31 protein-coding genes are annotated in these 25,421 nt (G+C 69.9%); 12 read left to right on the top strand and 19 right to left on the bottom strand.

Features of this window, described 5'->3' with window-relative positions:
* Positions 1–24: 24 nt before the first annotated feature.
* Positions 25–555: a hypothetical protein gene (locus DMC61_RS12635; protein WP_125689380.1), complete on the bottom strand. Its 531-nt coding sequence runs from the start codon at positions 553–555 to the stop codon at positions 25–27.
* Between the two features lie 132 nt (positions 556–687).
* Between DMC61_RS12635 and DMC61_RS12630 the strand changes: the two genes are divergently transcribed.
* Positions 688–1,305: a TetR/AcrR family transcriptional regulator gene (locus DMC61_RS12630; RefSeq protein WP_016336085.1), complete on the top strand. Its 618-nt coding sequence runs from the start codon at positions 688–690 to the stop codon at positions 1,303–1,305.
* A 25-nt stretch (positions 1,306–1,330) separates the two neighbouring features.
* Positions 1,331–2,266: an LLM class F420-dependent oxidoreductase gene (locus DMC61_RS12625; RefSeq protein ID WP_125689379.1), complete on the top strand. Its 936-nt coding sequence runs from the start codon at positions 1,331–1,333 to the stop codon at positions 2,264–2,266.
* Between the two features lie 59 nt (positions 2,267–2,325).
* On the opposite strand, the gene DMC61_RS12620 is transcribed toward DMC61_RS12625, so the two are convergent.
* The 8 genes from DMC61_RS12620 to lpdA form a co-directional block, all read right to left on the bottom strand.
* Positions 2,326–2,607, bottom strand: coding sequence for a hypothetical protein (locus DMC61_RS12620; protein WP_016336083.1), 282 nt, complete (start codon positions 2,605–2,607; stop codon positions 2,326–2,328).
* Positions 2,608–2,666: 59 nt separating this feature from the next.
* Positions 2,667–3,410 (bottom strand): lipoyl(octanoyl) transferase LipB, encoded by a 744-nt coding sequence (gene lipB, locus DMC61_RS12615; protein WP_016336082.1) that lies wholly within the window; start codon positions 3,408–3,410, stop codon positions 2,667–2,669.
* A gap of 10 nt (positions 3,411–3,420) precedes the next feature.
* Entirely contained in the window at positions 3,421–4,035 is a 615-nt protein-coding gene (locus DMC61_RS12610) for a phosphatase PAP2 family protein (protein WP_063275530.1), read from the bottom strand.
* The gene (locus DMC61_RS12605; RefSeq protein WP_125689378.1) at positions 4,032–4,910 is read right to left on the bottom strand and encodes a TIGR01777 family oxidoreductase; all 879 of its coding nucleotides are present in this window, start codon (positions 4,908–4,910) and stop codon (positions 4,032–4,034) included. Before DMC61_RS12605 ends, DMC61_RS12610 begins: the two co-directional genes overlap by 4 nt.
* A gap of 14 nt (positions 4,911–4,924) precedes the next feature.
* The gene (locus tag DMC61_RS12600) at positions 4,925–5,425 is read right to left on the bottom strand and encodes a helix-turn-helix transcriptional regulator (RefSeq protein ID WP_125689377.1); all 501 of its coding nucleotides are present in this window, start codon (positions 5,423–5,425) and stop codon (positions 4,925–4,927) included.
* A 22-nt stretch (positions 5,426–5,447) separates the two neighbouring features.
* Positions 5,448–6,518: a serine hydrolase gene (locus DMC61_RS12595; protein ID WP_125689376.1), complete on the bottom strand. Its 1,071-nt coding sequence runs from the start codon at positions 6,516–6,518 to the stop codon at positions 5,448–5,450.
* A gap of 159 nt (positions 6,519–6,677) precedes the next feature.
* Positions 6,678–8,447, bottom strand: a complete 1,770-nt coding sequence (gene sucB, locus DMC61_RS12590; protein WP_125689375.1) for a 2-oxoglutarate dehydrogenase, E2 component, dihydrolipoamide succinyltransferase — start codon at positions 8,445–8,447, stop codon at positions 6,678–6,680.
* A gap of 56 nt (positions 8,448–8,503) precedes the next feature.
* On the bottom strand, positions 8,504–9,877 hold the full coding sequence (gene lpdA / locus DMC61_RS12585; protein WP_037344695.1) for a dihydrolipoyl dehydrogenase: 1,374 nt from the start codon (positions 9,875–9,877) through the stop codon (positions 8,504–8,506).
* 214 nt (positions 9,878–10,091) lie between these two features.
* Between lpdA and DMC61_RS12580 the strand changes: the two genes are divergently transcribed.
* Entirely contained in the window at positions 10,092–10,436 is a 345-nt protein-coding gene (locus DMC61_RS12580) for an oxidoreductase (protein WP_199749966.1), read from the top strand.
* Positions 10,437–10,443: 7 nt separating this feature from the next.
* On the opposite strand, the gene DMC61_RS12575 is transcribed toward DMC61_RS12580, so the two are convergent.
* The 3 genes from DMC61_RS12575 to DMC61_RS12565 form a co-directional block, all read right to left on the bottom strand.
* Positions 10,444–10,896, bottom strand: coding sequence for a GNAT family N-acetyltransferase (locus tag DMC61_RS12575; protein ID WP_125689373.1), 453 nt, complete (start codon positions 10,894–10,896; stop codon positions 10,444–10,446).
* Between the two features lie 33 nt (positions 10,897–10,929).
* The gene (locus DMC61_RS12570; RefSeq protein WP_125689372.1) at positions 10,930–11,913 is read right to left on the bottom strand and encodes an SMI1/KNR4 family protein; all 984 of its coding nucleotides are present in this window, start codon (positions 11,911–11,913) and stop codon (positions 10,930–10,932) included.
* Between the two features lie 83 nt (positions 11,914–11,996).
* Positions 11,997–13,499 (bottom strand): leucyl aminopeptidase, encoded by a 1,503-nt coding sequence (locus DMC61_RS12565; protein WP_125689371.1) that lies wholly within the window; start codon positions 13,497–13,499, stop codon positions 11,997–11,999.
* 132 nt (positions 13,500–13,631) lie between these two features.
* Here DMC61_RS12565 and DMC61_RS12560 point away from each other — a divergent pair, with 132 nt between their 5' ends.
* Together DMC61_RS12560 and DMC61_RS12555 are read left to right on the top strand one after the other, a co-directional pair.
* Positions 13,632–14,486 (top strand): hypothetical protein, encoded by an 855-nt coding sequence (locus DMC61_RS12560; RefSeq protein WP_125689370.1) that lies wholly within the window; start codon positions 13,632–13,634, stop codon positions 14,484–14,486.
* Positions 14,479–15,105 carry a DUF402 domain-containing protein gene (locus DMC61_RS12555; protein WP_125689369.1) on the top strand — a complete coding sequence of 209 codons (627 nt, stop codon included), beginning with the start codon at positions 14,479–14,481 and terminating at the stop codon, positions 15,103–15,105. The genes DMC61_RS12560 and DMC61_RS12555 overlap by 8 nt, the downstream gene beginning before the upstream one ends.
* Here DMC61_RS12555 and DMC61_RS12550 read toward each other — a convergent pair.
* A complete protein-coding gene (locus DMC61_RS12550) occupies positions 15,102–15,422 on the bottom strand; it encodes a hypothetical protein (RefSeq protein WP_016336070.1) in 321 nt (106 codons plus the stop codon). The genes DMC61_RS12555 and DMC61_RS12550 overlap by 4 nt on opposite strands.
* Before the next feature lie 117 nt (positions 15,423–15,539).
* On the opposite strand from DMC61_RS12550, the gene DMC61_RS12545 reads away from it, so the two are divergent.
* A complete protein-coding gene (locus DMC61_RS12545) occupies positions 15,540–16,643 on the top strand; it encodes a branched-chain amino acid aminotransferase (RefSeq protein WP_125689368.1) in 1,104 nt (367 codons plus the stop codon).
* 97 nt (positions 16,644–16,740) lie between these two features.
* Here the strand turns inward: DMC61_RS12545 and cobT are convergent, their stop codons facing one another.
* Positions 16,741–17,817, bottom strand: a complete 1,077-nt coding sequence (gene cobT, locus DMC61_RS12540; RefSeq protein ID WP_125689367.1) for a nicotinate-nucleotide--dimethylbenzimidazole phosphoribosyltransferase — start codon at positions 17,815–17,817, stop codon at positions 16,741–16,743.
* A gap of 93 nt (positions 17,818–17,910) precedes the next feature.
* Here cobT and DMC61_RS12535 point away from each other — a divergent pair, with 93 nt between their 5' ends.
* Positions 17,911–18,579: a 2-C-methyl-D-erythritol 4-phosphate cytidylyltransferase gene (locus DMC61_RS12535; protein ID WP_125689452.1), complete on the top strand. Its 669-nt coding sequence runs from the start codon at positions 17,911–17,913 to the stop codon at positions 18,577–18,579.
* On the opposite strand, the gene DMC61_RS12530 is transcribed toward DMC61_RS12535, so the two are convergent.
* Positions 18,576–18,980, bottom strand: coding sequence for a hypothetical protein (locus DMC61_RS12530; protein WP_016336066.1), 405 nt, complete (start codon positions 18,978–18,980; stop codon positions 18,576–18,578). The two genes, DMC61_RS12535 and DMC61_RS12530, sit on opposite strands and share 4 nt — an antisense overlap.
* A gap of 170 nt (positions 18,981–19,150) precedes the next feature.
* On the opposite strand from DMC61_RS12530, the gene DMC61_RS12525 reads away from it, so the two are divergent.
* From DMC61_RS12525 to DMC61_RS12515, 3 genes are read left to right on the top strand one after another with little or no spacing between them, the layout of a single operon-like run.
* The gene (locus DMC61_RS12525; protein ID WP_016336065.1) at positions 19,151–19,900 is read left to right on the top strand and encodes a GntR family transcriptional regulator; all 750 of its coding nucleotides are present in this window, start codon (positions 19,151–19,153) and stop codon (positions 19,898–19,900) included.
* Complete coding sequence (locus DMC61_RS12520; RefSeq protein ID WP_125689366.1) at positions 19,897–20,748, top strand: phosphoribosylaminoimidazolesuccinocarboxamide synthase; 852 nt, start codon at positions 19,897–19,899, stop codon at positions 20,746–20,748. Before DMC61_RS12525 ends, DMC61_RS12520 begins: the two co-directional genes overlap by 4 nt.
* Positions 20,741–20,968, top strand: a complete 228-nt coding sequence (locus DMC61_RS12515; RefSeq protein WP_016336063.1) for a hypothetical protein — start codon at positions 20,741–20,743, stop codon at positions 20,966–20,968. Before DMC61_RS12520 ends, DMC61_RS12515 begins: the two co-directional genes overlap by 8 nt.
* 79 nt (positions 20,969–21,047) lie before the next feature.
* Here DMC61_RS12515 and DMC61_RS12510 read toward each other — a convergent pair whose 3' ends face one another.
* Complete coding sequence (locus DMC61_RS12510; RefSeq protein ID WP_125689365.1) at positions 21,048–22,037, bottom strand: aldo/keto reductase family protein; 990 nt, start codon at positions 22,035–22,037, stop codon at positions 21,048–21,050.
* A 57-nt stretch (positions 22,038–22,094) separates the two neighbouring features.
* On the bottom strand, positions 22,095–22,751 hold the full coding sequence (locus DMC61_RS12505; RefSeq protein ID WP_016336061.1) for a DUF3043 domain-containing protein: 657 nt from the start codon (positions 22,749–22,751) through the stop codon (positions 22,095–22,097).
* 143 nt (positions 22,752–22,894) lie between these two features.
* Between DMC61_RS12505 and DMC61_RS12500 the strand changes: the two genes are divergently transcribed.
* Positions 22,895–23,272, top strand: a complete 378-nt coding sequence (locus DMC61_RS12500; protein ID WP_016336060.1) for an iron-sulfur cluster assembly accessory protein — start codon at positions 22,895–22,897, stop codon at positions 23,270–23,272.
* Between the two features lie 71 nt (positions 23,273–23,343).
* Here DMC61_RS12500 and DMC61_RS12495 read toward each other — a convergent pair whose 3' ends face one another.
* Entirely contained in the window at positions 23,344–23,532 is a 189-nt protein-coding gene (locus DMC61_RS12495) for a hypothetical protein (RefSeq protein ID WP_016336059.1), read from the bottom strand.
* A 141-nt stretch (positions 23,533–23,673) separates the two neighbouring features.
* Between DMC61_RS12495 and DMC61_RS12490 the strand changes: the two genes are divergently transcribed.
* Entirely contained in the window at positions 23,674–24,663 is a 990-nt protein-coding gene (locus DMC61_RS12490) for a carbohydrate kinase family protein (RefSeq protein ID WP_125689364.1), read from the top strand.
* 59 nt (positions 24,664–24,722) lie between these two features.
* Here the strand turns inward: DMC61_RS12490 and DMC61_RS12485 are convergent, their stop codons facing one another.
* On the bottom strand, positions 24,723–25,376 hold the full coding sequence (locus tag DMC61_RS12485; RefSeq protein ID WP_125689362.1) for an alpha/beta fold hydrolase: 654 nt from the start codon (positions 25,374–25,376) through the stop codon (positions 24,723–24,725).
* Positions 25,377–25,421: the final 45 nt, after the last annotated feature.

Below are 25,421 nucleotides of genomic sequence, written 5' to 3'. Positions count from 1 at the left end.
CGTCGGCGGGGCCGCTACGCCGGATCAGGCGCTCGGCGCGAGCAACCGGAGCAGGTGACCCATGGGGCTGCGGCGGCGGGCGGGCTTCGCGTGCCGTCCGTGGCGGAGCAGGGTGGCGAACGCGCTGCCGACCTTGGTGATCTCGTCGGCCGGTTCCTTGCCGTCGGCCAGCCCTGCCGTCAGCGCGAGCATGCGCAGTTCGGCTTCGTGCGACGGGATCAGCGCGGGGCACCGTTCGAGGGCCGCGTCGAGAACGGCGCGAAGGGTCTCGTGTTCGGTGGTGGCGCTGTTCCAGGCGCGGGTGACGGCTTCGACGCGGTCGAGTGCGAGGTCCTGGTCGGCGTAGTCCGGATCGGTCATCTCGGCGCGGAGGTGACCGGCGAACACCTGGTTCCACTTGTACCGGAGCGCGACCAGAAGCTCCTCTTCGGTCGCGAAGTACTTGGTGGCGCCGGGGATTTCTTCGAGTGAGATCGCGTCGGACGGGTGGTGACCCGCCTGGCGCAGTGCGGCTTCGAGGATGTCGCGCCGCTGGTAGAAGTCGTTCCAGCTCATGATGTGGGCTCCCCTCCGTGACCCGGTTCATACCGCAGGTTTGCGGCATACTCCCGGTACGGACCTGACAGCAGTCAACATACCATGGGTATGGAGCGGGACCGGCGGCGTAAAGTTGTGAAGGTGGCGACAATGAGGTCAAGGCGGCTGGACTATTCCGAGTCCACCCGGTCGGCGCTCGTCGAGAGTGCCGTTGAGCTGTTCACCAAACGCGGCTACGCCGGCACGTCTCTCGACGAGATCGCCAAACGGGCCAGGGTGACGAAAGGCGCGCTGTACCACCATTTCAGTGGGAAGCAGGCGCTGTTCGAGGCCGCCTTCGACACGGTCGAGAGCCAGGTCTTCGATCGGCTCGAAAAGATCATGAACGGCCCGGCCTCGCCGTGGGAGCGGGCGCTCGCGGGGTTGCGCGGCTTCCTGCAGAGCTGCCTCGACCCGGCGTACCAGCGCATCGCGATCCACGAGGCGCCGGTGGTGATGGGCTGGGAACGCTGGCGCGAGGCGGAGGAGCGGTGCAGCTTCGGCCTGGTCCGCACCGGGATCCAGTCGCTCATCGAGGTCGGCGAGGTCGACGACGTCCCGGTGGACGTCACCGCGCGGCTGCTGTTCGGCGCGCTGTCGAGCGCCGCGATCGAGATCGCCTCGTCTCCCGAGCCGAAGAAGGTCAGCGCCCAGGTCGAGGAGGTCCTGGTGCGGCTGCTCGTCGGATTCCGCCGTGTTCCGCCCGCCGAGCACGGGAAAGCGAGCTGAACGTCCCGTAGCTAGGGTGGCGTTCGTGGACCTCAGGATCTTTACCGAGCCCCAGCAGGGGGCCAGTTACGAAGACCTGCTCCGGGTGGCGAAGGCCACCGAGGACGCGGGCTACGACGCCTTCTTCCGCAGCGACCACTACCTGAAGATGGGTTCGGCGACCGGGCTGCCGGGGCCGACCGACGCGTGGATCACCCTCGCGGGTCTCGCCCGCGAGACGCGCCGCGTGCGGCTGGGCACCCTCGTCACCGCCGCCACCTTCCGGCATCCGTCGGTGCTCGCGATCTCGGTCGCGCAGGTGGACCAGATGTCCGGCGGCCGTGTCGAGCTCGGCCTCGGCTCGGGCTGGTACGACGACGAGCACACCGCCTACGGCCTCGACCTGCCGCCGATCAAGGAGCGCTTCGACCGCTACGCCGAGCAGCTCGCCGTCGTGACCGGGCTGTGGGAGACGCCGGAAGGGGAGACGTTCTCCTACGACGGCGAGCACTACAAGCTCGTCGACTCGCCCGGCCTGCCCAAGCCGGCGCAGCGGCCCCGGCCGCCGGTGATCATCGGCGGTGGCGGCAAGAAGCGCACCCCGGCGCTCGCCGCCCGCTACGCGGACGAGTTCAACCTGCCGTTCGTGGGCCCGGACGCCGCCGCGGAGCAGTTCGGCCGCGTCGACGACGCCGCGCGCGAGATCGGCCGCGACCCCAAGGAGATCATCCGGTCGGCCGCGCTCGTCGTCGCCGTGGGCCGTGACGACGCCGAGGTCGCCAAGCGTGCTTCGGTGCTCGGGCGCGAGGTGTCCGAGCTGCGGGAGAACGGGCTCGCGGGGACGCCGTCGGAGGTCGTCGAGAAGGTCGGGCAGTGGCGCGAGAAGACCGGGATCACCCGGCTCTACCTGCAGCTGCTGGACCTTTCGGATCTGGACCAGATCGAGCTGATCGCTTCCGAGGTCGCTCCTCAGCTGGACTGAAGTACATGAAGGCCCCCTTCCTTGCGTCAGGCGCGAGGAAGGGGGCCTTCATGTACTTCTCAGACGTATTCGACGTCCACACTGGCGATGGAGCCGCCGGGACTGAACGAGACCCCCGAAGGGTTGCCGTTCACCGCCGGATAGCCCTCTTCCCGGGTGCAGTGCACCCGGCAGTACTGGACGACGACCTTGTAGGTCCCGCTCGGACAGAAGCCCGCGGCCCAGGTCGAGCCGTTGGTCTCGGTCCAACAGCCCGGTGGCACCGCCGAGGCGACGCCGGGGGTGGCCAGCAGCCCGCCGACGGCGGCCGCGACCGCCGCGGCATACGCGATTCTGCGCATGATTCCTCCCAGTGGGGCCGCGGCGCTTCCACGGCCCTACCGGCAGCTTGGCACAGGAATCAGTTCTGCAGAGCGAAAGTGACGCCGGGGGCGGCCGGGGCCTCGGGACGCGGCAGCCAGCGCTCGTCGCTCACCGGCAGCTCGCCTTCCAGCGCCGCGAGCACGGCTTCACGCGCCATCGGCAGCACCGACGCGACGGTGACCTCGCGGTCGAGCTCGTAGGAAAGCGACGTCACGCCCGCATCCCGGATGCCGCACGGGACGATCTTGTCGAAGGCGCCCAGGTCGGCGTTGCAGTTCAGCTCGAAACCGTGCATGGTCACGCCGCGCTGGACGCGGATGCCGATCGCGGCGATCTTCCGCTCGGGGCCGCGGTCGTCGGCGGGGATCCAGACGCCGCTGCGGCCCTCGACCCGGCCGGTGTGCACACCGAGCTGGTCGCACACGGTGATCAGGGCCTCCTCAAGACGCCGCACGTAATGCACGACGTCGATCGGGTCGGCGAGTTTGATGATCGGGTACCCGACCAGCTGACCGGGCCCGTGCCAGGTGATCTTGCCGCCGCGGTCGACGTCGATCACCGGGGTGCCGTCGGTCGGCCTGTCCTCGGCTTCGGTGCGCTTGCCCGCCGTGTACACCGACGGGTGTTCCAGCAGCAGCATGGTGTCGGGGCCCTCGCCGTCGGCACGGGCTGTCACGTGCCGGCGCTGGAGTTCCCAGGCTTCGGTGTAGTCGATCGTCCCGATCTCGCGGACGTCGACGGGCTCGGTGGCGGCACGGCATGACGTGGTCGAAGAGCTCACGTCAGCGACACTACGCCGGGTCTTTCGGCAGGGGGAGCAGGCCCAGCCCGGCCGCCGAAATCAGGCCGACACCCCCCACCGCGAGCACGGATCCCGCCGTGTCGGTCAGCCAGTGCACGCCCAGCACGATGCGGCAGAGGGCGCCGAGCACCGTCGCCGCGGCGGCGATCGTGATCGCCAGACGCGTGAGATGCGGGCGCGTCCATGCGCACAGCAGCACCGCGACGAACCCGGTGCACGCGACGGCGACCACGTGCCCGCTCGGATAACTCAGATCGGGGAATTCGCGAGGTCGCTCCCGGTAGAAGGCCGGTTTCGCGATCAGGCTGGTCATACGGCACAACAGCAGGACGACGGCGAGCTTGACGCACAGGACGGTCAGGTCCCGGCGGCGCCACGCGACCACGACGAGCACGGCGCCCAGCGCGAACGGCAGCACCGGGCCGAGGACATGCGTGACGAGGCCGGCCACCTGTCCGGCGGGCCGGGTGTACTGGTCGCGGAAGGCGTCGGCGAGGACGACGTCCACCGGCGGCGGCCGCTCGCCGACGGACAGCCCGAGTGTGACGAAGCCGACCAGCAGCAGGAAGCCGGCGAGGGTGTACAGCCCGCGCTGCAAGGTCATGTCGCGGCGGCCAGCGCGTCCTCGAGGGTCGGATGGCGGAACGCGTATCCCGCCTCCTCCAGCACCCGCGGTATGGCGCGCTGCCCGAACAGCGCCATCTCCTCGGCCGCCTGCCCGAGGGCGATCTTCATGGCGAACCCGGGCACCTGCCAGATCGCCGGCCGGTGCACGGCGCGGCCCAGTGCCTTCGTGAAGGCGGCGTTCGTGGCGGGCTGCGGTCCCGAGAGATTCACCGCACCCGACAGGGATTCGTTCTCCAGCGCGAAAACGATCGCGCCGACCTCGTCTTCGAGCGAGATCCACGGCATGTACTGCTTGCCGTCGCCGAGTTTCCCGCCGAGCCCCAGGCGGAACAGCGGCCGGAGGACGTCCAGGAGCCCGCCCTTGCGTGCGAGCACCAGTCCGGTGCGGATGCGCACGACCCGGGCGCCCGCGGCGGCCTCGGTGGCGCCTTCCCAGGCAGTGCAGAGCTCGGCGAGGAAACCGCGTCCCACCGGACTCGTTTCGTCCACAATGGATGGACCTGGATCGCCGTAGTAGCCGACGGCGGATGCGTTGACCAGCACGGGGATCCCGTGTTCGGCGACGGCTTCCGCGAGGACCTCCGTCGGTTCGACCCGGCTGTCGAGGAGTACCTGTTTGCGGGCCGCGCTCCAGCGTCCGGGCAGCAACGGCGCGCCCGCGAGGTTCACGACCGCGTCGACCCCGTCGAGCGCGCCGTCGGCGATCTCGCCGGCCGGGGGATCCCAGCGGCGTTCGTCGGCCGCCCGCTCCTCCCGGCGGACGAGGCGGACGACCTCGTGCCCGGAACGGCGTAACCGTGTCGTCAGGGAGGTGCCGATCAGTCCGCTCGCGCCCGCGATCAGAACTCGCATGATCCGATCGTGTCCTATCCGCGATCCGGACGCACGCTCAGGTTCTTCAGTTGCCCCGCGACGTCCGACGCGGCGGTGAGCAGCACGAGCACCGGGATCGTCGCGGTAGGGCGAAGCCGGTAGCTGCCGCGCTTGTCCTGCTCGACGATCCCGGCGCCGGTCAGCGCCTTGAGATGGTGGTACAGCTGGCCTGGCGACCCGAGTTCGGCGGCCTCCTGCAGGGCGGGCGCGGTCTGCGCGCCCTTCTCGGCCAGCGTCCGCACGAGCGCCACCCGCGCGGTGCTGGACAGGGCCGCGAGCACCTCGACCCGCGGCCCGTCCTCGAATCCCAGCATCGGACCGGGTGTGACGGTGATCGCCCAGCTCAGTTCGAGGGGCTCGGTCAGCTCGCCGTGGTAGCCGACGAGCCCGCCGGGGCTCACCGGCTGCTCGGCCCGGTGGTCGCCGTGCCGGCCTTCGAGCGCGGCGACCCGGGCTTCGAGGGCGGCGATCCGGTCGGCGAGCTCAGCGTCCATGCCGGTTATCTATACCGTCGCCTCAGCGGAGCGCGCGTTCCAGGGCGGTGAAGCGCGCCGGATCGGACAACGCCGCGAGCACGAGGTCGATGAGCGGCAGGGCGTTCTGCATGTCCTGATCGCTCACGCCGGTGAGCAGGACGGCAGCCGTGCCCGAACGCCCGCCCGGCCAGCGGACGGAAAGGCCGATGGTCAGTGTTCGAGGCAGGCTTCCGCCCTTGAAGAGGACTTCGCTCGCTCCGGGTGGCACGCGGTCCGAGAGCGGCTTCGCGAGGATTTCGCGCGCGGGCGCGTAAAGCCCCTTCGCGATACTGCGGTGCAGCGCGAACAGTTCCGACGCCGATCCTCGGCCGTGTCCCTTGATCCACGGCCATTGGGCGTCGGAGGTGCCCGGCATGTCCGGCCACCGCTTGAACGCTTCGGCGCGGAACGCCGGATCGCGGACGAAGCGGCGCGCGACCGCGTCGCCCATCGCCCGCCGGACGGCGACCGGGCTCCCTGGCGGGGGCGCGTACTCCGGCATCATCAGCATCAGGACCTCGCCGCCGAGCGAGCGGGTGTCCGGCCGGAACCAGCCGCCCCGCGCCGCGGCCCGCTGGAGGGCGGGATCGCCGAGGCGGGTGCGGAGATAGTCCGTAGCGGCGTTGTCGCTGAAGAGGATCATCGCTTCGGCGAGCCTGGCCAGTGGCACGCGCTGCTCGGGATCCTTGGCGATGCCGTAGTCGTCGCAGGGGACGCCCAGCCAGTTCAGGGCTTGGAAATGCGCGCGGCCGTCGGCGACGAACGGATGGTGGGCGTCCCAGTCGCCCACCCGGATCTGCTCCCGCGGGTCGAGCCGGCTCTCGGCGTACGCGCTGAGGTGCACGACCTTGATCGACGAGGCCAGCACCCGCCGGACGTCCGGGTTGCGCGCGGCGCGGCGACCGTCGCCGTCGTCGATCAGGACGGAGACGTCTTGCCGGTGCGCGGCGATCCAGTCGAGCCAGCCCTGTTCGGTGGTCGTGTCCGGCTGGGCGGCGCTCGCGGTTCCCGGCAGCAGCAGCGCGGCCGATCCCGCGGCGGCACCCGCCAGCAGATGGCGTCTGGTCAGCATGGTCGATACCCTCCCTCTTGTTTTCCGTAATTCCGGAATACTAGAGTTCGGGATGGCTGTCAAACGACCGCATTCAGAGGACGAAATGCGGGAGGAGGAAAAGGCGAAGGCCCCCGCCCCGCCGAAGCGGGACGAGGGCCTTCACGGACCACCGGAGGATCAGAGACCGAGCTCGTCCTCGAAGTTGCCCTCTTCCAGACGCTGCTTGATCGTCGTGACGAAGCGGCCCGCGTCGGCCCCGTCCACCAGACGGTGGTCGTAGGTCAGCGGCAGGAACGCCATCGACCGGACGGCGATCGTGTCGTTGCCGTCGGCGTCCGCGATCACGACCGGGCGCTTCACGACCGCGCCGGTACCGAGCATGCCGGACTGCGGCTGCACGATGATCGGCGTGTCGAACAGGGCGCCGTTGGAGCCGATGTTCGTGATCGTGAAGGTGCCACCCGACAGCTCGTCCGGCTTGATCTGGCCCGAACGCGCGCGGCCCGCCAGGTCGGCGATGCGGTGCGCGAGACCGGCGAGGCTGAGCTCACCCGCGTCGTGGATGACCACCGACAGCAGACCCTTTTCGGTGTCCACCGCGATCCCCAGGTGCACCGCACCGTGGTAGGTGATCTCCTTCGTGTCCTCGTTGTAGGACGCGTTGACGTTCGGGTGCTGCTTGAGCGCCTCGACGGTGGCCTTCGCGAAGAACGGCAGGAACGTCAGGTTGACGCCCTCGCGCTCCTTGAAGGCCGCCTTCGCCCGCTGGCGGAGCTTGGCGATCTTCGTGACGTCCACCTCGTGGACCTGCGTGAGCTGCGCGGAAACCTGCAGCGACTCGCGGGTCTTCGTGGCGGTGATCTGCCGGATCCGGCTGGCCTTCTGCACGGTGCCGCGCAGGGCCGCGAGCTCCGGCGAAACCGCGGCCTTGCGCGGAGCCGACGGGGCGGCGGCGGGCGCCGGGGCGGCGGCAGCGGGCTGCGCGGCCGGAGCCGGGGCGGCCTTCTGCTTGGCCTCGGCGGCCGCGAGCACGTCCTGCTTGCGGATACGGCCACCGACGCCGCTGCCGGACAGCGACGACAGGTCGATGCCGTGCTCCGAAGCGAGCTTGCGGACCAGCGGCGTCACGTACGGCGCGTTGTCCGAGCCGTTGTCGCTGCTCGCCGCGGGCTTCGGTGCCTCGGCCTTGGGGGCCGGGGCGGCCTGCGGAGCCGGGGCGGGCTTCGGCGCGGGAGCCGCTTCGGCCTTGGGCTCGGGCTTCGGTTCCGGCTTGGGCTCCGGCTTCGGCTCGGGCTTGGGTTCCGGCTTCGGCTCGGCCTTCGGGGCCGGGGCGGACCCGGCGGCACCGATCACCGCGAGCACCCCGCCGACCTCGACGGTCTCGTCCTCACCGGCGCGGATCTCCAGCACGGTGCCGGCGACCGGGGACGGGACCTCGGTGTCGACCTTGTCCGTGGAGATCTCGAGCAACGGCTCGTCGACCTCGACGCTCTCGCCGACCTGCTTGAGCCACCGGGTGACGGTGCCCTCGGTGACGCTCTCGCCCAGCTCGGGCAGCTTCACCTCGGTGCCTTCGCCGCCCGAAGCCGGCGCGGTGTCCGGCTGGGACGGAGCGGAGGCCTCTTCCTTCGCGGGCTCCGGCTCCGGCTCGGGCTGCGCCTCTTCGGCGGCCGGCTCGGCCGAACCGGAGGACTCCGGCACGCCGCCGGTCCCGTCGTCGATGACGGCGAGCTCGCCGCCGACCTCGACGGTCTCGTCTTCCTGAGCGCTGATCTTCACGACCTTGCCGGCGACCGGGGACGGGACCTCGGTGTCGACCTTGTCCGTGGAGATCTCGAGCAACGGCTCGTCGACCTCGACGGTGTCGCCCTCCTGCTTCAACCACCGGGTGACGGTGCCCTCGGTGACGCTCTCACCGAGCTCCGGCAACGTGACGGAGTAGGCCATCGTTCGCTGACTCCCTTGATATGTCTTGCTTGGTCTGGTTCTTCGACGGTGAGACGTCAGCTGTGGACGTGCAGCGGCTTGCCCGCCAGGGCGAGGAACGCTTCACCGAGGGCCTCGGTCTGCGTGGGGTGCGCGTGGATGAGCGGGGCGACGTCCTCGGGGAAGGCCTCCCAGCTGTAGATCAGCTGCGCTTCGCCGATCAGCTCGCCGACGCGGTCGCCCACCATGTGCACGCCCACGACCGGGCCGTCCGGAGCCTTGATCAGCTTGACCCCGCCGGAGGTCTTGAGGATCTGGCTCTTGCCGTTGCCGCCGAGGTCGTAGGTGAAGGTGGTGACGTCGGAGCCGTACTTCTCCTTCGCCTGCGACTCGGTCAGGCCGACCGAAGCGACCTCGGGGTGCGAGTAGGTGACGCGCGGGATGCCGCTCTCGTCGATCACGCGCGGCTCCTGGCCGGCGATCTCTTCCGCGACGAAGATGCCCTGCTGGAACCCGCGGTGCGCGAGCTGCAGGCCGGGGACGATGTCACCGACGGCGTAGACGTTCGGCAGGTTGGTGCGCAGGCGGTCGTCGGTGAGGACGAAACCGCGCTCCATCTTGACGCCGGCCTCCTCGTACCCGTGCCCGGCCGAGTTCGGGCCGCGGCCGACGGCGACCAGGAGCAGGTCGGCTTCGAGCGTCTCGCCGGACTCCAGCGACACGCTGACGCCGTTGTCGTCCTGCTTGGCGCCGGTGAACCGGACGCCGGTCTTGAAGGCGATCTTGCGACGGCGGAAAGCGCGCTCGAGCTGCTTGGACGCGTACTCGTCCTCGTTCGGGACCAGGCGGGGCAGCGCCTCCACGATGGTGACGTCGACGCCGAAGGACGCCCAGACGGACGCGAATTCGACACCGATGACACCACCGCCGAGGACGATGGCCTTCTTCGGGATGTAGTCCAGCGAAAGCGCCTGCTCGCTGGCGATGATGCGCCCGCCCAGCTCCAGGCCCGGCAGCGTCCTCGAGTACGAACCGGTGGCGAGGATGACGTTCTTGCCGGTGTAGCGGGTGCCGTCGACCTCGACGGTCGTGCCGCCGACGAACGTCCCGGTGCCCTCGACGAGGTTCACCTTGTGCGCCTTGGCCAGGCCCTGGAGGCCCTTGTACAGGCGCGAGATGATCCCGTCCTTGTACTTGTTGACGCCGGCGATGTCGATGCCTTCCAGCACGGCCTTCACACCGAAGGTCTCGGCGTCGCGGGTCTCGTCGGCGACCTCCGCCGCGTGCAGGAGGGCCTTGGTCGGGATGCAGCCTCGGTGGAGGCACGTCCCGCCAAGCTTGTCCTTTTCGATCAGGGTGACGGAAAGGCCCAGCTCGGCCGCGCGGAACGCGGCGGCGTAGCCGCCCGATCCGCCACCCAGGATCACAAGGTCGGCGGAGGTGTCGGTCACTTCAATAACTCCTCGGCAAGCGGTAGGGGTGGTGCTCTGGCGCCGCTCCGCGCGGTATACGCGCGCGCGGACACTTGCCATCTTGTCACTACGTGTGGAGAGGCTGCGACCTAGGCCGCGTGCTGTGACCCACGGGACACGGTCCACGCGGACCGCCACGCTGAGCACACGCCCGCGTCGGGATAATGGACATCGGACGCGAATGGGAAGTGAGGTGGTCGGAGTGGGTCTGTTCGACTCGCTGCGCCGGCGCTCTAAAGGCGGGCAGAAGCCCGGTACGCTGCGGAAAGCCTCTTCAACCGACTTCAAGCATCTTGAGGAGTGGGCGTCTTCACGGACCGGTGTCGAGGCGTACGTGGAGCCGAAGACCAACGTCACGGAGACCACCGTCGTCCTGATCGCCCATGACGGTGAGTGGACCCGCCGCCGGATCGAGAGCCTCGACGCGGCGCGGCAGTTCGGTCACAAACGGTCGATCCCCGTGTACGAGGTGGCCAGGGTCGGCTATCCGAAGCGGATGCGGGAGTACACCGAGCGGAAGAAGCGCGGCGAAGCCTGACGCGGGGTCAGAGGTCGATCTCGCCGACGTGCTGTCCGTCGTGGACGGTGCCGGTGTCGCGGAAGCCGAGCCGGAGGTAGAACGCCTCCGGGCTGTGCTCGCCCGGGACCCAGAGCGTCGTCGCCCGCCGACGGCCGCGGCGCCGAGCCTCGTCGAGGACGGCTTCGACGGCGAATCGGCCGTAGCCCTTGCCTTGCCGTCCCGCCGCGACGTTGAGCCGCCAGAGCCCGCAGCGGAAGTAGTCGATCGGGCAGTCCGGATCGAACGCGCCCATCACGAATCCGACCGGTTCGCCGTCGTCGAGGATCAGCCGCGGCCAGGCGACTTCGGGCTGCGCGTAGGCCTCGGCGAGTGACCGGGCCACAGGGGCGACGTAGGTCTCCTGATGCGGTTCGACGGCGATCGAGCAGGCGGCGCCGACGTTGTCCCGGGTGATCTTCGTGAGCGTGAGAGCGGTCATGGTCGCGAAGCTAGCGACGCGCTCCGGCGGAATTCACGCGGATTGCGCCAAAAGGAGCAAGTGCCGCTCCAGCAGCGCCCGGAACGTCGGATGCACCGTCGTGCCCAGCGCCGGATCGATCTCGACGGTCCGCCACTGCTCGCCCGCAGCCGTCAGCAGTACGACGGCCGGATCCGCGATCACGACGACACCGCCCTCCGCGCGCAGTTCCGCCGTCCCGAGCAGCCGGGGGAAGACGACGTCCGCGGGCAGGCCGTCGCAGGTCCGGAGGAATTCGCGGTAGTCGTCGGGCAGCCGGAGCCCGAGCCGCGCCTCGGCCGCTTCGATGGTGCGGAGCGACGCCGCCGGGGGAGCGGTGCCCCCGCCGCGCAGCCGGAGGATCCCCTCGACCATTTCGCGCCAGGAACCGGTGTCGGGCGGGTAGCGCTCGTACAGCGCCGCGACCAGCGCTCCCGCGCAGAGTTCCGTCCAGTCGCCGAGCCCGAGCGGGTCCGCTCCGGCGGCGAGCCGCGGCGCGAGGCGCCGGTTCGCGGCGAGCACGGCGATGTCCGGGCGGCCCTGTCGCGACGCGATCTCGGCCCAGGCGTCCAGGTCGTCTCGCGCGACGGCCTCGCGCAGACGGTCCGGCCGCGACGGCCCGAGATGCGACACGGCCTCGCCGATCGGGGAGCCGCCGAGCAGGCCGTCGAGATCGGACACGCGCCGGGCGAGGTAGTCGTCGTGGGCACGTTCCTCGGCGTCGAGATCGAGCGGGATCATCGCCGCGGCCCAGTCCGGGTGCGCTGCTCGCGCTTCGAAGAGCATCGCCCACGCGCGGGCCTGCACGGCGCCGGGGATCAGCGTCGTGACGGGACGTTCGGTGAGCGCGTGCCAATGCGTGACCAGCCGGTCGGCGTCCGCCATCGCCCCGGACACGGCGAACAGCAGCGCCGCGTGCGCGATCCGGTCGTCGAGTGTCGCGTCGTCGCCGCTGAGCACGTCCCTGATCGCGCCTTCGAGATACGCGTCCCTGTCCACGGCGTCGACCTTGCCACAAAGCGCGTGAAGGCCCCCTTCCCTCGGCTCAGCCGAGGGAAGGGGGCCTTCACGCGCGAAAAGGATCAGCCGTTGGCGGCGATGTCCGCGAGCACGGCGGCGATGGTGCGGACCGGGACGCCGGTGCCGCCCTTGCCGGTGTAGCCCCACGCGCCGCCGGTGTTGAACGACGGGCCCGCGATGTCGATGTGCGCCCAGGGCAGGCCCTCGGTGACGAACTCGCGCAGGAAGATGCCCGCCGCGAGCATGCCGCCCCAGCGGTGCCCGGTGACGTTGGCCAGATCGGCGAGGCGCGAGTCGAGGTCGGCGCGCAGTTCCTCCGGCAGCGGCATGGCCCAGCCGCCCTCACCGGTGGCCTGCGCGATCGAAGCGATCCGGTCGCGGAACTCGTCCGAGCCCATGACGCCCGCGGTGCGGTTGCCGAGCGCGACGACCTGCGCGCCGGTCAGCGTCGAGGTCTCGATCAGGTAGTCGGGGTTCTCCTCGCCCGCGCGCACGATCGCGTCGGCCAGCACGAGACGGCCTTCGGCGTCGGTGTTGAGCACCTCGACGGTCTTGCCGCCGTACATGCTGAGCACGTCACCCGGCCGGTACGAGGTGGCCGACGGCAGGTTCTCCGCCAGCGGGATGTGCGCGACGACCTCGAGCGGGTACTTCAGCTTCGCGGCCAGCACCACGGAGGCGAGCACGGCGGCCGCGCCCGACATGTCCGAGGTCATGTGGTCCATGTTCGCGGCGGGCTTGATCGAGATGCCGCCCGAGTCGAAGGTGATGCCCTTGCCGATCAGCGCGATCTTCTTCGACGCCTTCGCGGGCTTGTAGGCGATGCGCAGCAGGCGCGGCTGCCGCGACGAACCGCCGCCGACGCCGAGGATGCCGCCGAAGCCCTTGCGCTTCAACGCCTTCTCGTCGAGGACCTCGAAGTCGAGGTTGTTCGCCTCGGCCAGCGTCTTCGCGCGGTCGGCGAAGGAGGCCGGGAACAGGTCGTTCGGCGGGGTGTTGATCAGGTCGCGGGCGATGATGACCGACTCGGCGATCAGGCCGGCGGCCTTCAGCGTCGCCTTGTGGTCCTTGGCGGCGCCCTCTTCGGGGCTCACGAAGTCGACCTTGGCGACCGGGCCGTCGCCCTTCTCGGAGCGGTACTCGGTGAAGTCGTAGGCACCGAGCACGGTGCCCTCGACGGCGGCCTGCAGGTCGATCGCCGACAGCGTGACGAACGCGCGGTCGGTCCCGCTCAGCGCCCGCGCGGCGGCACCGGCGCCCCGGCGGACCTGCTCGGCGGTGACGCCGTCCGCGCCCGCCTTGCCGAGGCCGACGGCCAGCACGACACCGGCGGACAGCTTGCCCAGCGTCGGCACCTTGACGACCTCGTCGGCCTTGCCGGAGGCGCCGAGGGTGCCGAGGACCTCGGCGAGCTTGCCGTCGAAGGCGGTGTCGGCGACGGAGGAGCCGGCGGCGAGCGCCAGGCCGTCCTCGCCCTGCAGGGTTCCGATGACGACGACGTCGGCGCGCGTCTTGGCAAGCGCCGCTTCGGCGTTCTCGGTCAGGGCAAGCTTCGGCACGGTCACTTCTGGCTCCTCGCGCGTTCGCGGTGGTACCGGGCGGCCGCCCGGTTGGATCGTGAGCCATGCTAATGACAGTGGGACCTGGGGGAACAGCGGGGCCGACCCGGTAACTGGACGAACTGGAAGGGAGACGGCGTGCGACTGGCTGGCGGTCTGCTCATCGCGCTGGCGGTGGCCACCTCCGGAGCGGACTACTGGGTACTTGCGGCCGTCGTGGTCGCGGCCGTCATCGCGGTCGCGGTCGAGGCGTTGCTTCCGCCGCTGGGGGACACCCGGCCCGAGCGGATCGCGGGCTCCGTTTCGCGATTGGGCCTGGTCCTGGTCTTCGCGACGACGTTCGGGCAGTACCTCTTCCCGTCCGCGCCGGGTGCCGCCGCCGCGGTGTTCGCCGTCGTCGTGACCGTCGCTGATCTGGCCGGGGTCCGCCTCGGCGACTACGCCGCCCGCTGGGTCACCGGGCTGCTGCTGGCCGCCGCCGCGTCCCTGATCGCGATCTGCGTGGGCATCCCGCCGTTGGCGCAGTTCATCGCGCCGGATCCGCCGTCCGTACCCGGTCTCGGCCTCGCCGTGCTGGTACTCCTGCCGTTCCTGCTGCCCCGCCGTCCAGGCCCGGGCCGGGCGGCCGCCGTGGGGGCCGTGGCCGTCGCGATCACGGCCGTCGCCCTCTACCAGCTCGGACCGATCCGGCTGGGGCTTTCGGCGACCTCGTTCCGCGAGCTTCTCGCCGCGGCGGACGCGGTCTCGCTGCTGCCGGTGCTGACCGTCGTGGCCGCCGTCGCGACCGTGCCCGTCGCGATCGACGCCTTCACCGATGGCAGGGAACGGCTTTCCCCGGAACGTCCGAAGGCGACACTCGCTTGTGGACTGATCGTGGCCGTCGCCGCCGCCTTCGCTGGGCCGGTCGTGGCCCTCGTGCTCGCGGGAGTGGGAACGCTCGCCGAACTGGTTCTGCGGGTCCGCGCCCGTCGGTACCGTGCAAGGCGTGCGTGATCCTCTCTGGACCCCGGGCGACACGGTCGTCGAACGCTTCCTGCGACCGGACGGCTCGATCGGCCAGCATCACCCGCTGCGCGTCATCGCCGACGACGGCACCGTGCTGCTCGGCTGGCTGCCCGCGGACACCCCGATCGTCGGCAGCAGGCTCGCCGACGGGCGGCTCTTCCGCGAGGCGCCCCTGGAAGAGCGGTTCCGGGTGCCGAGGGTGCGCGTGGCCGATTTCTGGCGGGACACGTCGACCCTGCGCCGCATCGCCGACGACGAATGGTCGTCGGTCTGGTGGTTCTTCGACGCCGACGGCCACTTCCTGAACTGGTACGTCAACCTCGAGGTCCCGCTGGGGCGCACGCCGTCCGGGCCCGACCGGATCGACGGCATCCTCGACGTCGCCGTGGAGCCCGGCGGCCGCTGGCAGTGGAAGGACGAGGACGAGGCCGAGGAGGCCGTCCTCGCCGGCCGTCTCACCGCCGGTCAGCTGGAGCGGCTGCGCGCCGAGGGCGAGCGGATCGGGGCACTCGCGGACGCCGGGGCGTTCCCCTTCGACGGGACGTGGACCGACTTCCGGCCCGACCCGGACTGGCCCGCGCCCGGCCTTCCCGAGGGGTTGCTCTAGCCGACCTGCAGCAGCAGGAGCAGCACCAGCACCACGTTGATCACCGTCAGGAGGACCACCGATTTGGTGGACAGCTCGCGCGGGAACACCTTGCCGTGGATGCTCTTCCACCAGAAGATGCCGAAACCGCCGGCGACCAGGCCGAGGAACGCGCCGAAACCGCTGTCGAGCAGGGCCCAGCCGTCCATCATCAGCACGCCGGTGCCGAAGGTGAGCAGCACGGCCGTCGCGAAGGTCTTGACGTCGGCTCCCGCGCCGGGGGTGGCGGACTTGGCCGGTTGCGCCGGGGTGGCGGGCTGCATCTGGTTGTACGTCACGCCGCCATCCTAGGGGCGCGACCCCTCCCGTGTTCGTCGTGACGGACAGATCGCGGGAGGTAAAGATATGCGGACGTCCGACTAACGAGGGTCCGACCAAGCGTTATCGTCTTGGGTATGACGACCTCGACGCAGTTCAGCCACCTCCCGCACCCGAGCCCCGCGAGCCCGGAACGCGTCGCGGACGTATTGGCCGCACCCGGTTTCGGGTTGCACTTCACCGACCACATGGTGACCGTGAAATGGAGCGCCGAGCAGGGCTGGCACGACGCGACCGTCGGGCCGTACGCGCCCTTCGCGCTCGACCCGGCCACCTCGGTGCTGCACTACGGCCAGGCGATCTTCGAAGGCCTCAAAGCGTACCGCCAGCCCAACGGCACGATCGCGGCGTTCCGCCCCGACGCGAACGCGATCCGCTTCCGCAACTCGGCCGAGCGCCTCGCCATGCCGCAGCTGCCGGTGGAGACCTTCCTCGACTCGATCCGCGAGCTGATCGCGGTCGACAGCCGCTGGGTCCCGACGAAGCCGGGCGAGTCGCTGTACCTGCGGCCGTTCATGATCTCCACCGAGGCCGGGCTCGGCGTCAACCGGCCCGCGAACGAGTACCTCTACGCGCTGATCGGCTCGCCCGCCGGCTCGTACTTCTCCGGCGGCGTGAAGCCGGTGAGCGTGTGGCTCTCGACCGAGTACGTGCGCGCCGTCCCCGGCGGCACCGGCGAGGCGAAATGCGCGGGCAACTACGCGGCGTCCTTCGTCGCGCAGGCCCAGGCCGTGGAGAAGGGCTGCGACCAGGTCGTGTGGCTCGACGCGGTCGAGCGGCGCTGGGTCGAGGAGATGGGCGGGATGAACCTGTTCTTCGTCTTCGGCTCCGGTGACGAGGCCCGTGTCGTGACGCCGGAACTGACCGGTTCGCTGCTCCCCGGCGTGACCCGCAAGTCGCTGCTGGAGCTGGCGAAGTCGTTCGGGCACCAGGTCGAGGAGCGGCGGATCTCCACCGACGAGTGGGAGAAGTCGGCGGCTTCGGGCGAGCTGACCGAGGTGTTCGCCTGCGGGACGGCGGCGGTCATCACGCCGGTCGGGCACGTGAAGCACGCGGGCGGCGAGTTCTCCGTCGCGGGCGGGCAGCCCGGTGAGCTGACGATGAAGCTGCGCGGCGCGCTGACCGGGATCCAGGAGGGCACCCGGCCGGCTCCGGAAGGCTGGATGTACCCGCTGGGCTGACGCTCAAGTACGTGAAGGCCCCCTTCATTGCGCTAGACGCAATGAAGGGGGCCTTCACGTACTCCCCGCATTTAGAGGACTAAATGCGGAAGGAGGGTCAGGAAGGAGGGGCCTCGATCAGCGGGCCGCTCACCCCGGCCTGCTCGTGCGTGGCCATCTCCGCGAGCACCCGCGTCGCCATGAACACCAGCGGCAGCGCGGCGACGGCGCCCGTTCCCTCGCCCAGGCGTACGTCCAGGTCCAGGATCGGCTCAAGATCGAGGTGCTCCAGCGCCAGCGCGTGCGCGGGTTCGCCGCCCCGCTGGCCCGCGGTCCACCACTGCCGTGCGCCCGGGACGAGTTCCTCGGCGACCAGCGCGGCCGCGGAGGCGACCAGCCCGTCGAGGATCACCGGCGTCTTGCGCAGCGAGGCCTGCGCGAGGAAACCCGCCATCGCGGCGATGTCCGCGCCGGCGGCGGTGCGCAGCAGCGCGACCGGATCGGCCAGCACGGTCCTCGCGCGCCGCAGCGCGTCACGGACCGCCGTGGCCTTGCGCATCCAGGCGTTGTCGTCGATGCCGGAACCGCGGCCGACCACGGCCACCGGTTCGCTGCCGGTCAGCGCCGCGACCAGCACCGAGGCCGGGGTGCTGTTCCCGATCCCGAGGTCGCCCGCGATGAGCAGGTCGGCCCCGCCGTCGACCTCGGCGTCGGCGATCGCCCGGCCCGCGCGGACGGCGGCGCGCGCCTCGTCGTCGGTCAGCGCGTCCTCGACGTCGATCGAGCCGGATCCGCGCCGCACCTTGAACTCGCCGATCGACCGCGTCGCGGGGGCGTCGCTGTCGACGGCCATGTCGACGACCCGGACGCTCGCGCCCGCCGAGGCGGCCAGGACGTTGATGGCCGCGCCACCGGTCAGCATGCTCCCGACGAGTTGCGCGGTGACCTCGCCCGGATAGGCCGAGACACCCTTCGCGGCGACACCGTGGTCACCGGCGAACACCACGACCCGGGGCCGCGTGAACGGCCGCGGCGGCGACTGGCCCTGGCAGGCCGCGACCCATACGCCCAGTTCTTCGAGCCTGCCCAGCGAACCGGCCGGTTTGATCAGTTTCGAGTGCAGGGCGATCGCCGCCGAACGCGCGTGTTCATCAGGCTGCTCGACTTCGGCGAACTCGAGGATTTCGTCGTCCAACGCCCTGCCCCTTCGGATCACTTTGGTGGCCGGGCCCAACCTACCCACCCGGCTGTGCCAGAGTTGCCTGTGGCTCAGACGAAGGCCGCCGGAGTGGTGCTCGCGAGCGGAGCAGGTACCAGGGTCGGCGCGAAGCTCAACAAGGTCTACCTGCCGGTGGCGGGCAAAAGGGTCGTCGCGTGGTCGCTCGACGCCTTCGCGCGGGTGCCCGGAATCGACGTGCTCGTGCTGGTCATCCGGCCGCAGGACACCGAACTCGCGCACGAGGTGCTCGCCGCGCATCCGGGCGAGGTCGAGCTCGTCCACGGCGGCGCGACGAGACAGGGCTCGGAGCTGAATGCCTTGCGCCACATGGCTTCCCGTATCGAGAGCGGCGAGATCGACGCGGTCCTGCTGCACGACGCGGCCCGCCCGCTCGTCACCCCGGAACTGATCGCGGACGTCCTCGCCGACACGCGGCGCCATGGGGGAGCGGTGCCCGGCGTCGCGGCCGACGACATCGTGCGGGTCGACGGCGACACCGTTTCCGGTGCGCTGCCCGGGGCGATCAGAGTGCAGACACCGCAGGGTTTCCGCGCCGCGCCGTTGCTGCAGGCGTACGAAACGGCCGAGCGCGAGGGTTTCGTCGGCACGGACACGTCTTCGTGCATGGAAAGGTTCTCCGCGCTGCCGGTGCGGTGGGTTCCGGGCAGCGCGGAGAACCTCAAGATCACCTACCCGCACGACCTCGTTGTCGCCGAGCAGGTGATCGGCCGAGGTTAGGGATCTCCCTGGTCGGCCTTGGTCGGTATGGCGGGCAGGACGGTGACCGGCCGTCGTGCCTCCATCGGGATCACGCAGTCCGGATGTGGTTGCAGCAGCTGGATCGGCGCGCCGGTTTCGCCGGGCGGCGGGATGGTGAGCACGGCGCGCAGGGTCCAGTCGGCCGTCGAGTGGTACTGCCACGACACGAGCGCCGGCCGGAAGACGTCGGTTTCGGCGACCGTGGTGACGCGGAAGGCGCTCGCCCGTTCCTCCCCGCGGAGGATGAGGACGTCGGCACAGGTGTCCCACTGGAAGACCGCGGCACAGACCTCCGGCTCCTCCCGGGGGCCGAAGATGTAGACGACCCACCGGCGTCTTCGAAGCTCTTCGAGCAGTTCGTCGATGCTCAGGTGGTTCATCGAGCCCCCTAACGGGTTTCGGGAACTTCTCGGAGAGTAACAGGTGTACTAGAGCACCGTCCAGAATGTGTACTAGTACGTAATAATGGGGTGTGAGCAGGATCCTTGGTGCTCGCCCATTGGTGTGCTAGAACGCTTGTGCGCACCGCGCGACCTTGTGAGGAGTCACCTTGCCCGCCGTCGATCGACCCGAACCGCCGTATCTCCAGATCGCGGGGAACATTCGCGACGACATCGTTTCGGGCAGGCTCAAGGAAGGCGACGCGGTCCCCTCCGCGCGCGAGATCGCCAGGAACTGGAACGTCGCGATGGCGACGGCGATGAAGGTGCTCTCGACACTTCGCGCCGAAGGTCTGGTCCGCGCGGTACGCGGGATCGGGACAGTGGTGCAGACCAGGGCGCTGCATCGGTCCGCGCACGATCGGACGATCTCGATCGCGCGAACCGGCAAGGTCTATCCGCCGGGCCACTACGCGAAAATCCGCGAAGCCGGTCTCCTGCCGGCGCCGGACAGGGTGGCGGGCGCGCTCGGAATCGATGAAGGTGCTCCGGTGATCCGGCGGCGAAGGACCACGTACGCGGGCGAAGGCCGTCCGGTGTCGACGTCGGTTTCGTGGTTCGACGGCGCTGTCGCGTCGAAGGCGCCTCTGCTGTTCGAGCCGGTGCGGATCGTCGAAGGCACGGTCAAATACGTGGCGGACCGGACAGGCCGGGTTCTGACCTCGACTCATTCTCAGCACGCCGCGGGGCTGGCGGGTGCCGAGGACGCGGCGGAACTCGGCGTGGCCGAAGGTTCGGCGATTCTGTTGAGTCGCAACAGGTTCTTGTCCGCCGAGGGTGACGTACTCGAGTACGGCGAATCGGCGGCTTTGCCGGACCACTGGATTTTCTACGAATACAACATCGAGGACGGGGCATGAAGCACATTCACGCGGGTAAGGTCCGGGACCTTTACGAAATCGACGGCGACATTCTGCTCGTCGCGTCGGATCGCGTTTCGGTCTACGACGTCTCGCTGCCGACCCCGATCCCGGACAAGGGCGCGCTGCTGAACCAGCTTTCCGCCTGGTGGTTCGAAAAGATGGCCGACGTGGTGCCGAACCACGTCGTTTCCACGACCGACGTGCCCGCCGAATTCGCCGGCCGCGCCATGCGCTGCAAGCCGCTGAAGATGATCCAGGTCGAATGCATCGCGCGCGGCTACCTCACCGGTCTCGGGATGCGCGAATACCAGCGCGACGGCAAGGTTTCCGGTGTCGCGCTGCCCGCCGGTCTCGTCGAGGCGGACAAGCTGCCGGAGCCGATCTTCACGCCCACCACGAAGATCTCCGACACCGGTCACGACGAGTTCATGACCTTCGCCGACGTCGTGAACGAGATCGGCCAGGAGACCGCGGACCGCATCCGCGATCTGACGCTCGAGGTCTATACCAAGGGCGCGGAGCACGCGGCGAAGAACGGCATCATCATCGCCGACACCAAGATCGAATTCGGCTTCGACGCCGACGGCGTGCTGACGCTCGGGGACGAGGTCCTCACGTCGGACTCGTCGCGGTTCTGGCCCGCCGACGAGTACGAGCCGGGCCGGACGCAGCACGCGTTCGACAAGCAGTTCGTCCGCGACTGGTCCACCACGACCGGCTGGGACAAGACGCCACCCGGACCCGCCATCCCGGCCGAGATCGTCGAGGCGACCCGCAAGCGCTACACCGAGGTCTACGAAAGGATCACCGGGAACACCTGGATTCCCGGTGGTGGTCATGCCTGAACAGCAGGTCTACGACCCGTACCGGCTGATCGACGACGTCGAGGGCCTGCTGATCCAGCGGGGCCACGCACCGGTGCGGCTCGACGGCCGGACCGGTGACCGGGTAGCCGGTGCGAGCAGGTTGTTGCGGGGCTTGGGAATCGATCCCTTGCGCGCACCCGGTGACGCCCTCGACCTCGACGGTCAGATCGCGTACCAGTCCCGCGTGCACGGCGACTGACACACGACGACCGTCGCAGTTAGTCGGCTAAATGCGGGAAAGGCGTCCGCATTTAGCCGACTAACTGCGTTCCGGGGGATCAGGGGGAGCGGGTCAGCGTCGGGTCGGTCTCGGTGACGCCGTCGAGGGCCTCGTCGATCGCGGCGAGCAGATCCGCGTCCAGCTTCACGCCGGCCGCCTTCACGTTCTCGTGCACCTGCTCGGGCCGCGAGGCACCGATGATCGCCGAAGCGACGTTCGGGTTCTGCAGCACCCACGCCACGGCCAGCTGGGCCATCGTCAGGCCCGCCTTCTCCGCGATCGGCTCGAGCCGCTGCACACGCTCGAGGACGTCGTCGTTGAGGAAGCGGGCGACCATGTTGGCGCCGCCCTTCTCGTCGGTCGCGCGGGAGCCCTCGGGCAGCGGCTGACCGGGCTTGTACTTGCCGGTGAGCACGCCCTGCGCGATCGGCGACCAGACGATCTGGCTGAGGCCCTCACGCTCGGAGGCCGGGACGACCTGCGCCTCGATGACCCGCCACAGCGCGTTGTACTGCGGCTGGTTCGAGATGAGGGGCACGTTGAGCTCGCGTGCGATCGCCGCGCCCTGGGTGATCTGCTCGGCGGTCCACTCGGAGACGCCGACGTAGAGCACCTTGCCCTGGCGGACGAGGTCGGCGAAGGCGAGGAACGTCTCTTCGAGCGGGACGGTCCGGTCGAACCGGTGCGCCTGGTAGAGGTCGACGTAGTCGGTGCCGAGGCGCTTCAGCGAAGCGTGCGCCGACTCCATGATGTGCTTGCGGCCGAGCCCCTGGTCGTTCGGGCCCTTGGGGCCGGCCGGCCAGTAGACCTTGGTGAAGATCTCCAGGCTTTCGCGGCGCAGGCCCTTCAGGCCGCGGCCGAGTACCGATTCGGCGGCCGTGTTCGCGTAAACATCGGCGGTGTCGAAGGTGGTGATGCCGACGTCGAGCGCCGCCTTGATGCAGGCCTGGGCCTGGTCCTCTTCCACCTGGGACCCGTGGGTGAGCCAGTTGCCGTACGAGATCTCACTGACATTGAGGCCGCTGCGGCCCAGTCGTCGAAACTCCATGGGCGCGACTCTACCCCAGGCCGTTAGCGTCGCTAACGACCTGGGTTTTGCCGGTTCTCAGACCTTGTCGCCGGGGCTGACCCGCGGCTTCGGGACCCGCAGCTTGCGGATCTGGCTCGCCCGGATGAAGGAGTACCAGCCGACGGAGGTGCCCTTGATCGTCTCGTTCGGGAACTTCAGGCGGACCATCTTCGCGATCCGGCGCCCGCTGAGGAAACCTTCGACGATCATGCCGAGCAGCATCACCGTGCACAGCAGCGTCGCGTACCGCTGGACCTCGGGGTACGGCAGGATCAACGCGACGAACACCAGGATCGCCAGCGGCATGAACAGGCCGAGCAGGTTGCGCCGCGAGTCGACCAGGTCGCGGATGTACGCCTTGACGGGGCCGCGGTCACGGGGGAGCAGGTACTTGTCCTCGCCGGCCATCATCCGCTCGCGGCGTTCCTTGGCGGCGTTGCGCTGCTTCTGCTTGTACTCCGGGTCGGCCTTCGCGGACTTGCGGAGCTCCTTGTTGCGCTTCATCGCCTCCCGCATGGTGGTCGGCGGGGGCGCCACCGGGCCGCGGCGCTTGGCTTCGGCCTCACGACGCTTGGGCGTGGCCTTGCCCTTGCCCGGCGTATACGCCTTGGCCTGGACCTCGACGGCCTGGGTGTCGGGCGTCTCGGTGTCCGTCGTGGCGGAGTCTGTGGTGCTACGGCGCAGGAACCTCACCTCACCAGGGTAGTTGCAGGCGTCACGGTGCCACGCACCAGGCCGAGCGATATGTCACCATGGAGGGGAACAGATCGGGACTCCGACGTGTTGGACCATGTGCAAGACGAGTACCCGCAGCGAGTTCGACCAGAGGGAGAACCATGACGACCGCTGAGCAGGCAGCCGCAGCTCAGGCCGAAACCGCCGAGGAGACCCACGGCGTGACGTTGACCGACGCCGCCGCCAGCAAGGCGAAGGCCCTGCTCGAGCAGGAGGGCCGCGACGACATGCACCTGCGCATCGCCGTCCAGCCCGGTGGGTGCGCCGGCCTGCGCTACCAGCTGTTCTTCGACGAGCGCACGCTCGACGGCGACCTGTTCCGTGACTTCGACGGCCTCCGCGTGGCCGTCGACCGGATGAGCGCGCCGTACGTGTCGAGCGCCGTGATCGACTTCGTCGACTCGATCGAGAAGCAGGGCTTCACGATCGACAACCCCAACGCGACCGGCAGCTGCGCCTGCGGCGACAGCTTCCACTGATCCGCGTCGAGGCATGAAGAAGGGCCGCGAACCTCACCCAGGTCGCGGCCCTTCTTCATGCCCGGAGCGGATCAGACGTAGGCGTCCAGATCGGCGACCTGGGCGAGACAACGTTCGTCCACGGTCCAGGGCGGAGCGCTCTCCCGGGGCAGGGGCATGTTCTCGGCCTGGAGGGACGACGGGATACCGGCACAGTCGGCGATGAGTTCGCCGATCGATTCCGGTTCGAGGTGATACGCGGAAGTGGTCACGAACGACAAGCTAATGACTCATCGTGCAGTCGGACACCACTACCAACCGGTAGTGTTGATGGCCGTGCCTGAAGCAACCCGTATGGGGCATGACCTGCGGGTAACTTAGCCGTCCTCGCTCCCGCGGGGCCGACCGAACAAGGAGAACCGGTGGCAGCCAGCGCCAGGATCGCGGTATCCGGCAGTATCGCAACCGACCATCTCATGCACTTCCCGGGCAGGTTCGCCGAGCAGCTCATCGCCGAGCAGCTGCACCGGGTCTCACTGAGCTTCCTGGCGGACGATCTCGTCGTGCGGCGGGGCGGGATCGGCGCGAACATCGCCTTCGGTCTCGGGGTGCTGGGCAAGCGCCCGATCCTGGTCGGCGCGGTCGGCTCCGACTTCGCCGACTACCGCTCGTGGCTCGAGCGGCACGGCGTCGACACGGCCGGGGTGCTGGTGTCCGAGGTCGCGCACACCGCCCGGTTCGTCTGCACCACCGACGAGGACCTCTGCCAGATCGCGACGTTCTACGCCGGCGCGATGGCCGAATCCCGCAACATCGAACTGGCGCCGGTCGCCGCGCACGCCGGTGAACTGTCGCTCGTCCTGATCAGCCCGGACGACCCCGAAGGCATGGTCCGGCACGCCGAGGAATGCCGCCAGCGCGGCTACACCTTCGCCGTCGACCCCTCGCAGCAGCTGGCCCGCATGGACGGCGCGCAGGTGCGTGCCTTCGTCGAGGGCGCGAAGTACCTGTTCAGCAACGACTACGAGTGGGAGCTGCTGCTCCAGAAGACCGGCTGGACCGAGGCCGAGGTCCTCGACCGCGTCGGCATGCGGATCACGACGCTCGGGGAAAAGGGCGTCGAGATCATCGGCAAGGACGGCCTCGCGCTGCAGATCGGCGCCGTCCCGGAGCGCGGCAAGGTCGACCCGACCGGCGTCGGCGACGGCTTCCGGGCCGGGTTCATCGCGGGTATCGACGGCGGGCTCAGCCTGGAGCGTTCGGCGCAGCTGGGCTCGCTGATCGCCGTGCTGGTGCTGGAGACCGTGGGGACGCAGGAATGGTCCTTCGACCGCACCGACGTCCTGGGCCGGCTCAAGGAGGCCTTCGGCCCGGAGTCCGCCGAGGAGATCGCGGCGATCCTCCCCGCTTGAGGCTGCGTTATAGCGCGTGAAGGCCCCCTTCCCTCGGCTCAGCCGAGGGAAGGGGGCCTTCACGCGCGTCCGGTGAGGATGGCGGCGAGTTCGGCGGGCCGGGACAGGTGCGGGCAGTGCCCGGCGTCGATCTCGATCGGGGTGACCCCGAGCCGTTCCCTGGCCGCTCGCCGCAGCCAGTCCGGCCGGAGAGTGCGGTCGCGAGTGGGGACGATCACCGTCGACGGGACCTCCGGCGCCGCCCCGGCGGGATGCGCCGCGAGCGCAGCCGGGTTGAACAGCCGCAGACTGTCCAGCGCCGGCCGTTCGGTCTCGGGATCGCAGTCGTGGAAAAGGAATTCCGACGCCTTCGCGGGATCCGCCGTCGGGTCCACGCCGATCCAGTCCGGTTCGAGCACGGCCCGCGCCTCGTTCCGCAGGCTCCGCCCACCGGCGAAATCGGGGATGTAGGCGGCGACCCACACCAGCGCCCGCGCGTCGAGGGCTTCGGCGATCGCGGGCAGCAGGACCCCCGAGCCGGAATGCGCCACGACCACCGGCCGCTCGCCGTCGTACTGGTCTCGCGCGTGCTGCGCGTAGCCCTCGACCGGCAGGTCACGCGGGGTCAGCAGATCCACCGCGATCGCGCGGTGCCCGGCGGCGGTGAGCAACTTGGCCACCCGGTCCCAGCCCGCCGGGCTCTGCGTCGTGCCGTGCACGAGGACGAAGTCCATCCCTCCATGCTGGCCTTCACCAGATGACCGGTGAAGGCCAGAACG

It is taken from the genome of Amycolatopsis sp. WAC 04169, from assembly GCF_003947535.1.
GTDB lineage: Bacteria > Actinomycetota > Actinomycetes > Mycobacteriales > Pseudonocardiaceae > Amycolatopsis > Amycolatopsis keratiniphila.
The sequence above is the reverse complement of the archived record's forward strand: the minus strand, read 5'-3'. Positions and strand labels throughout refer to the sequence as shown.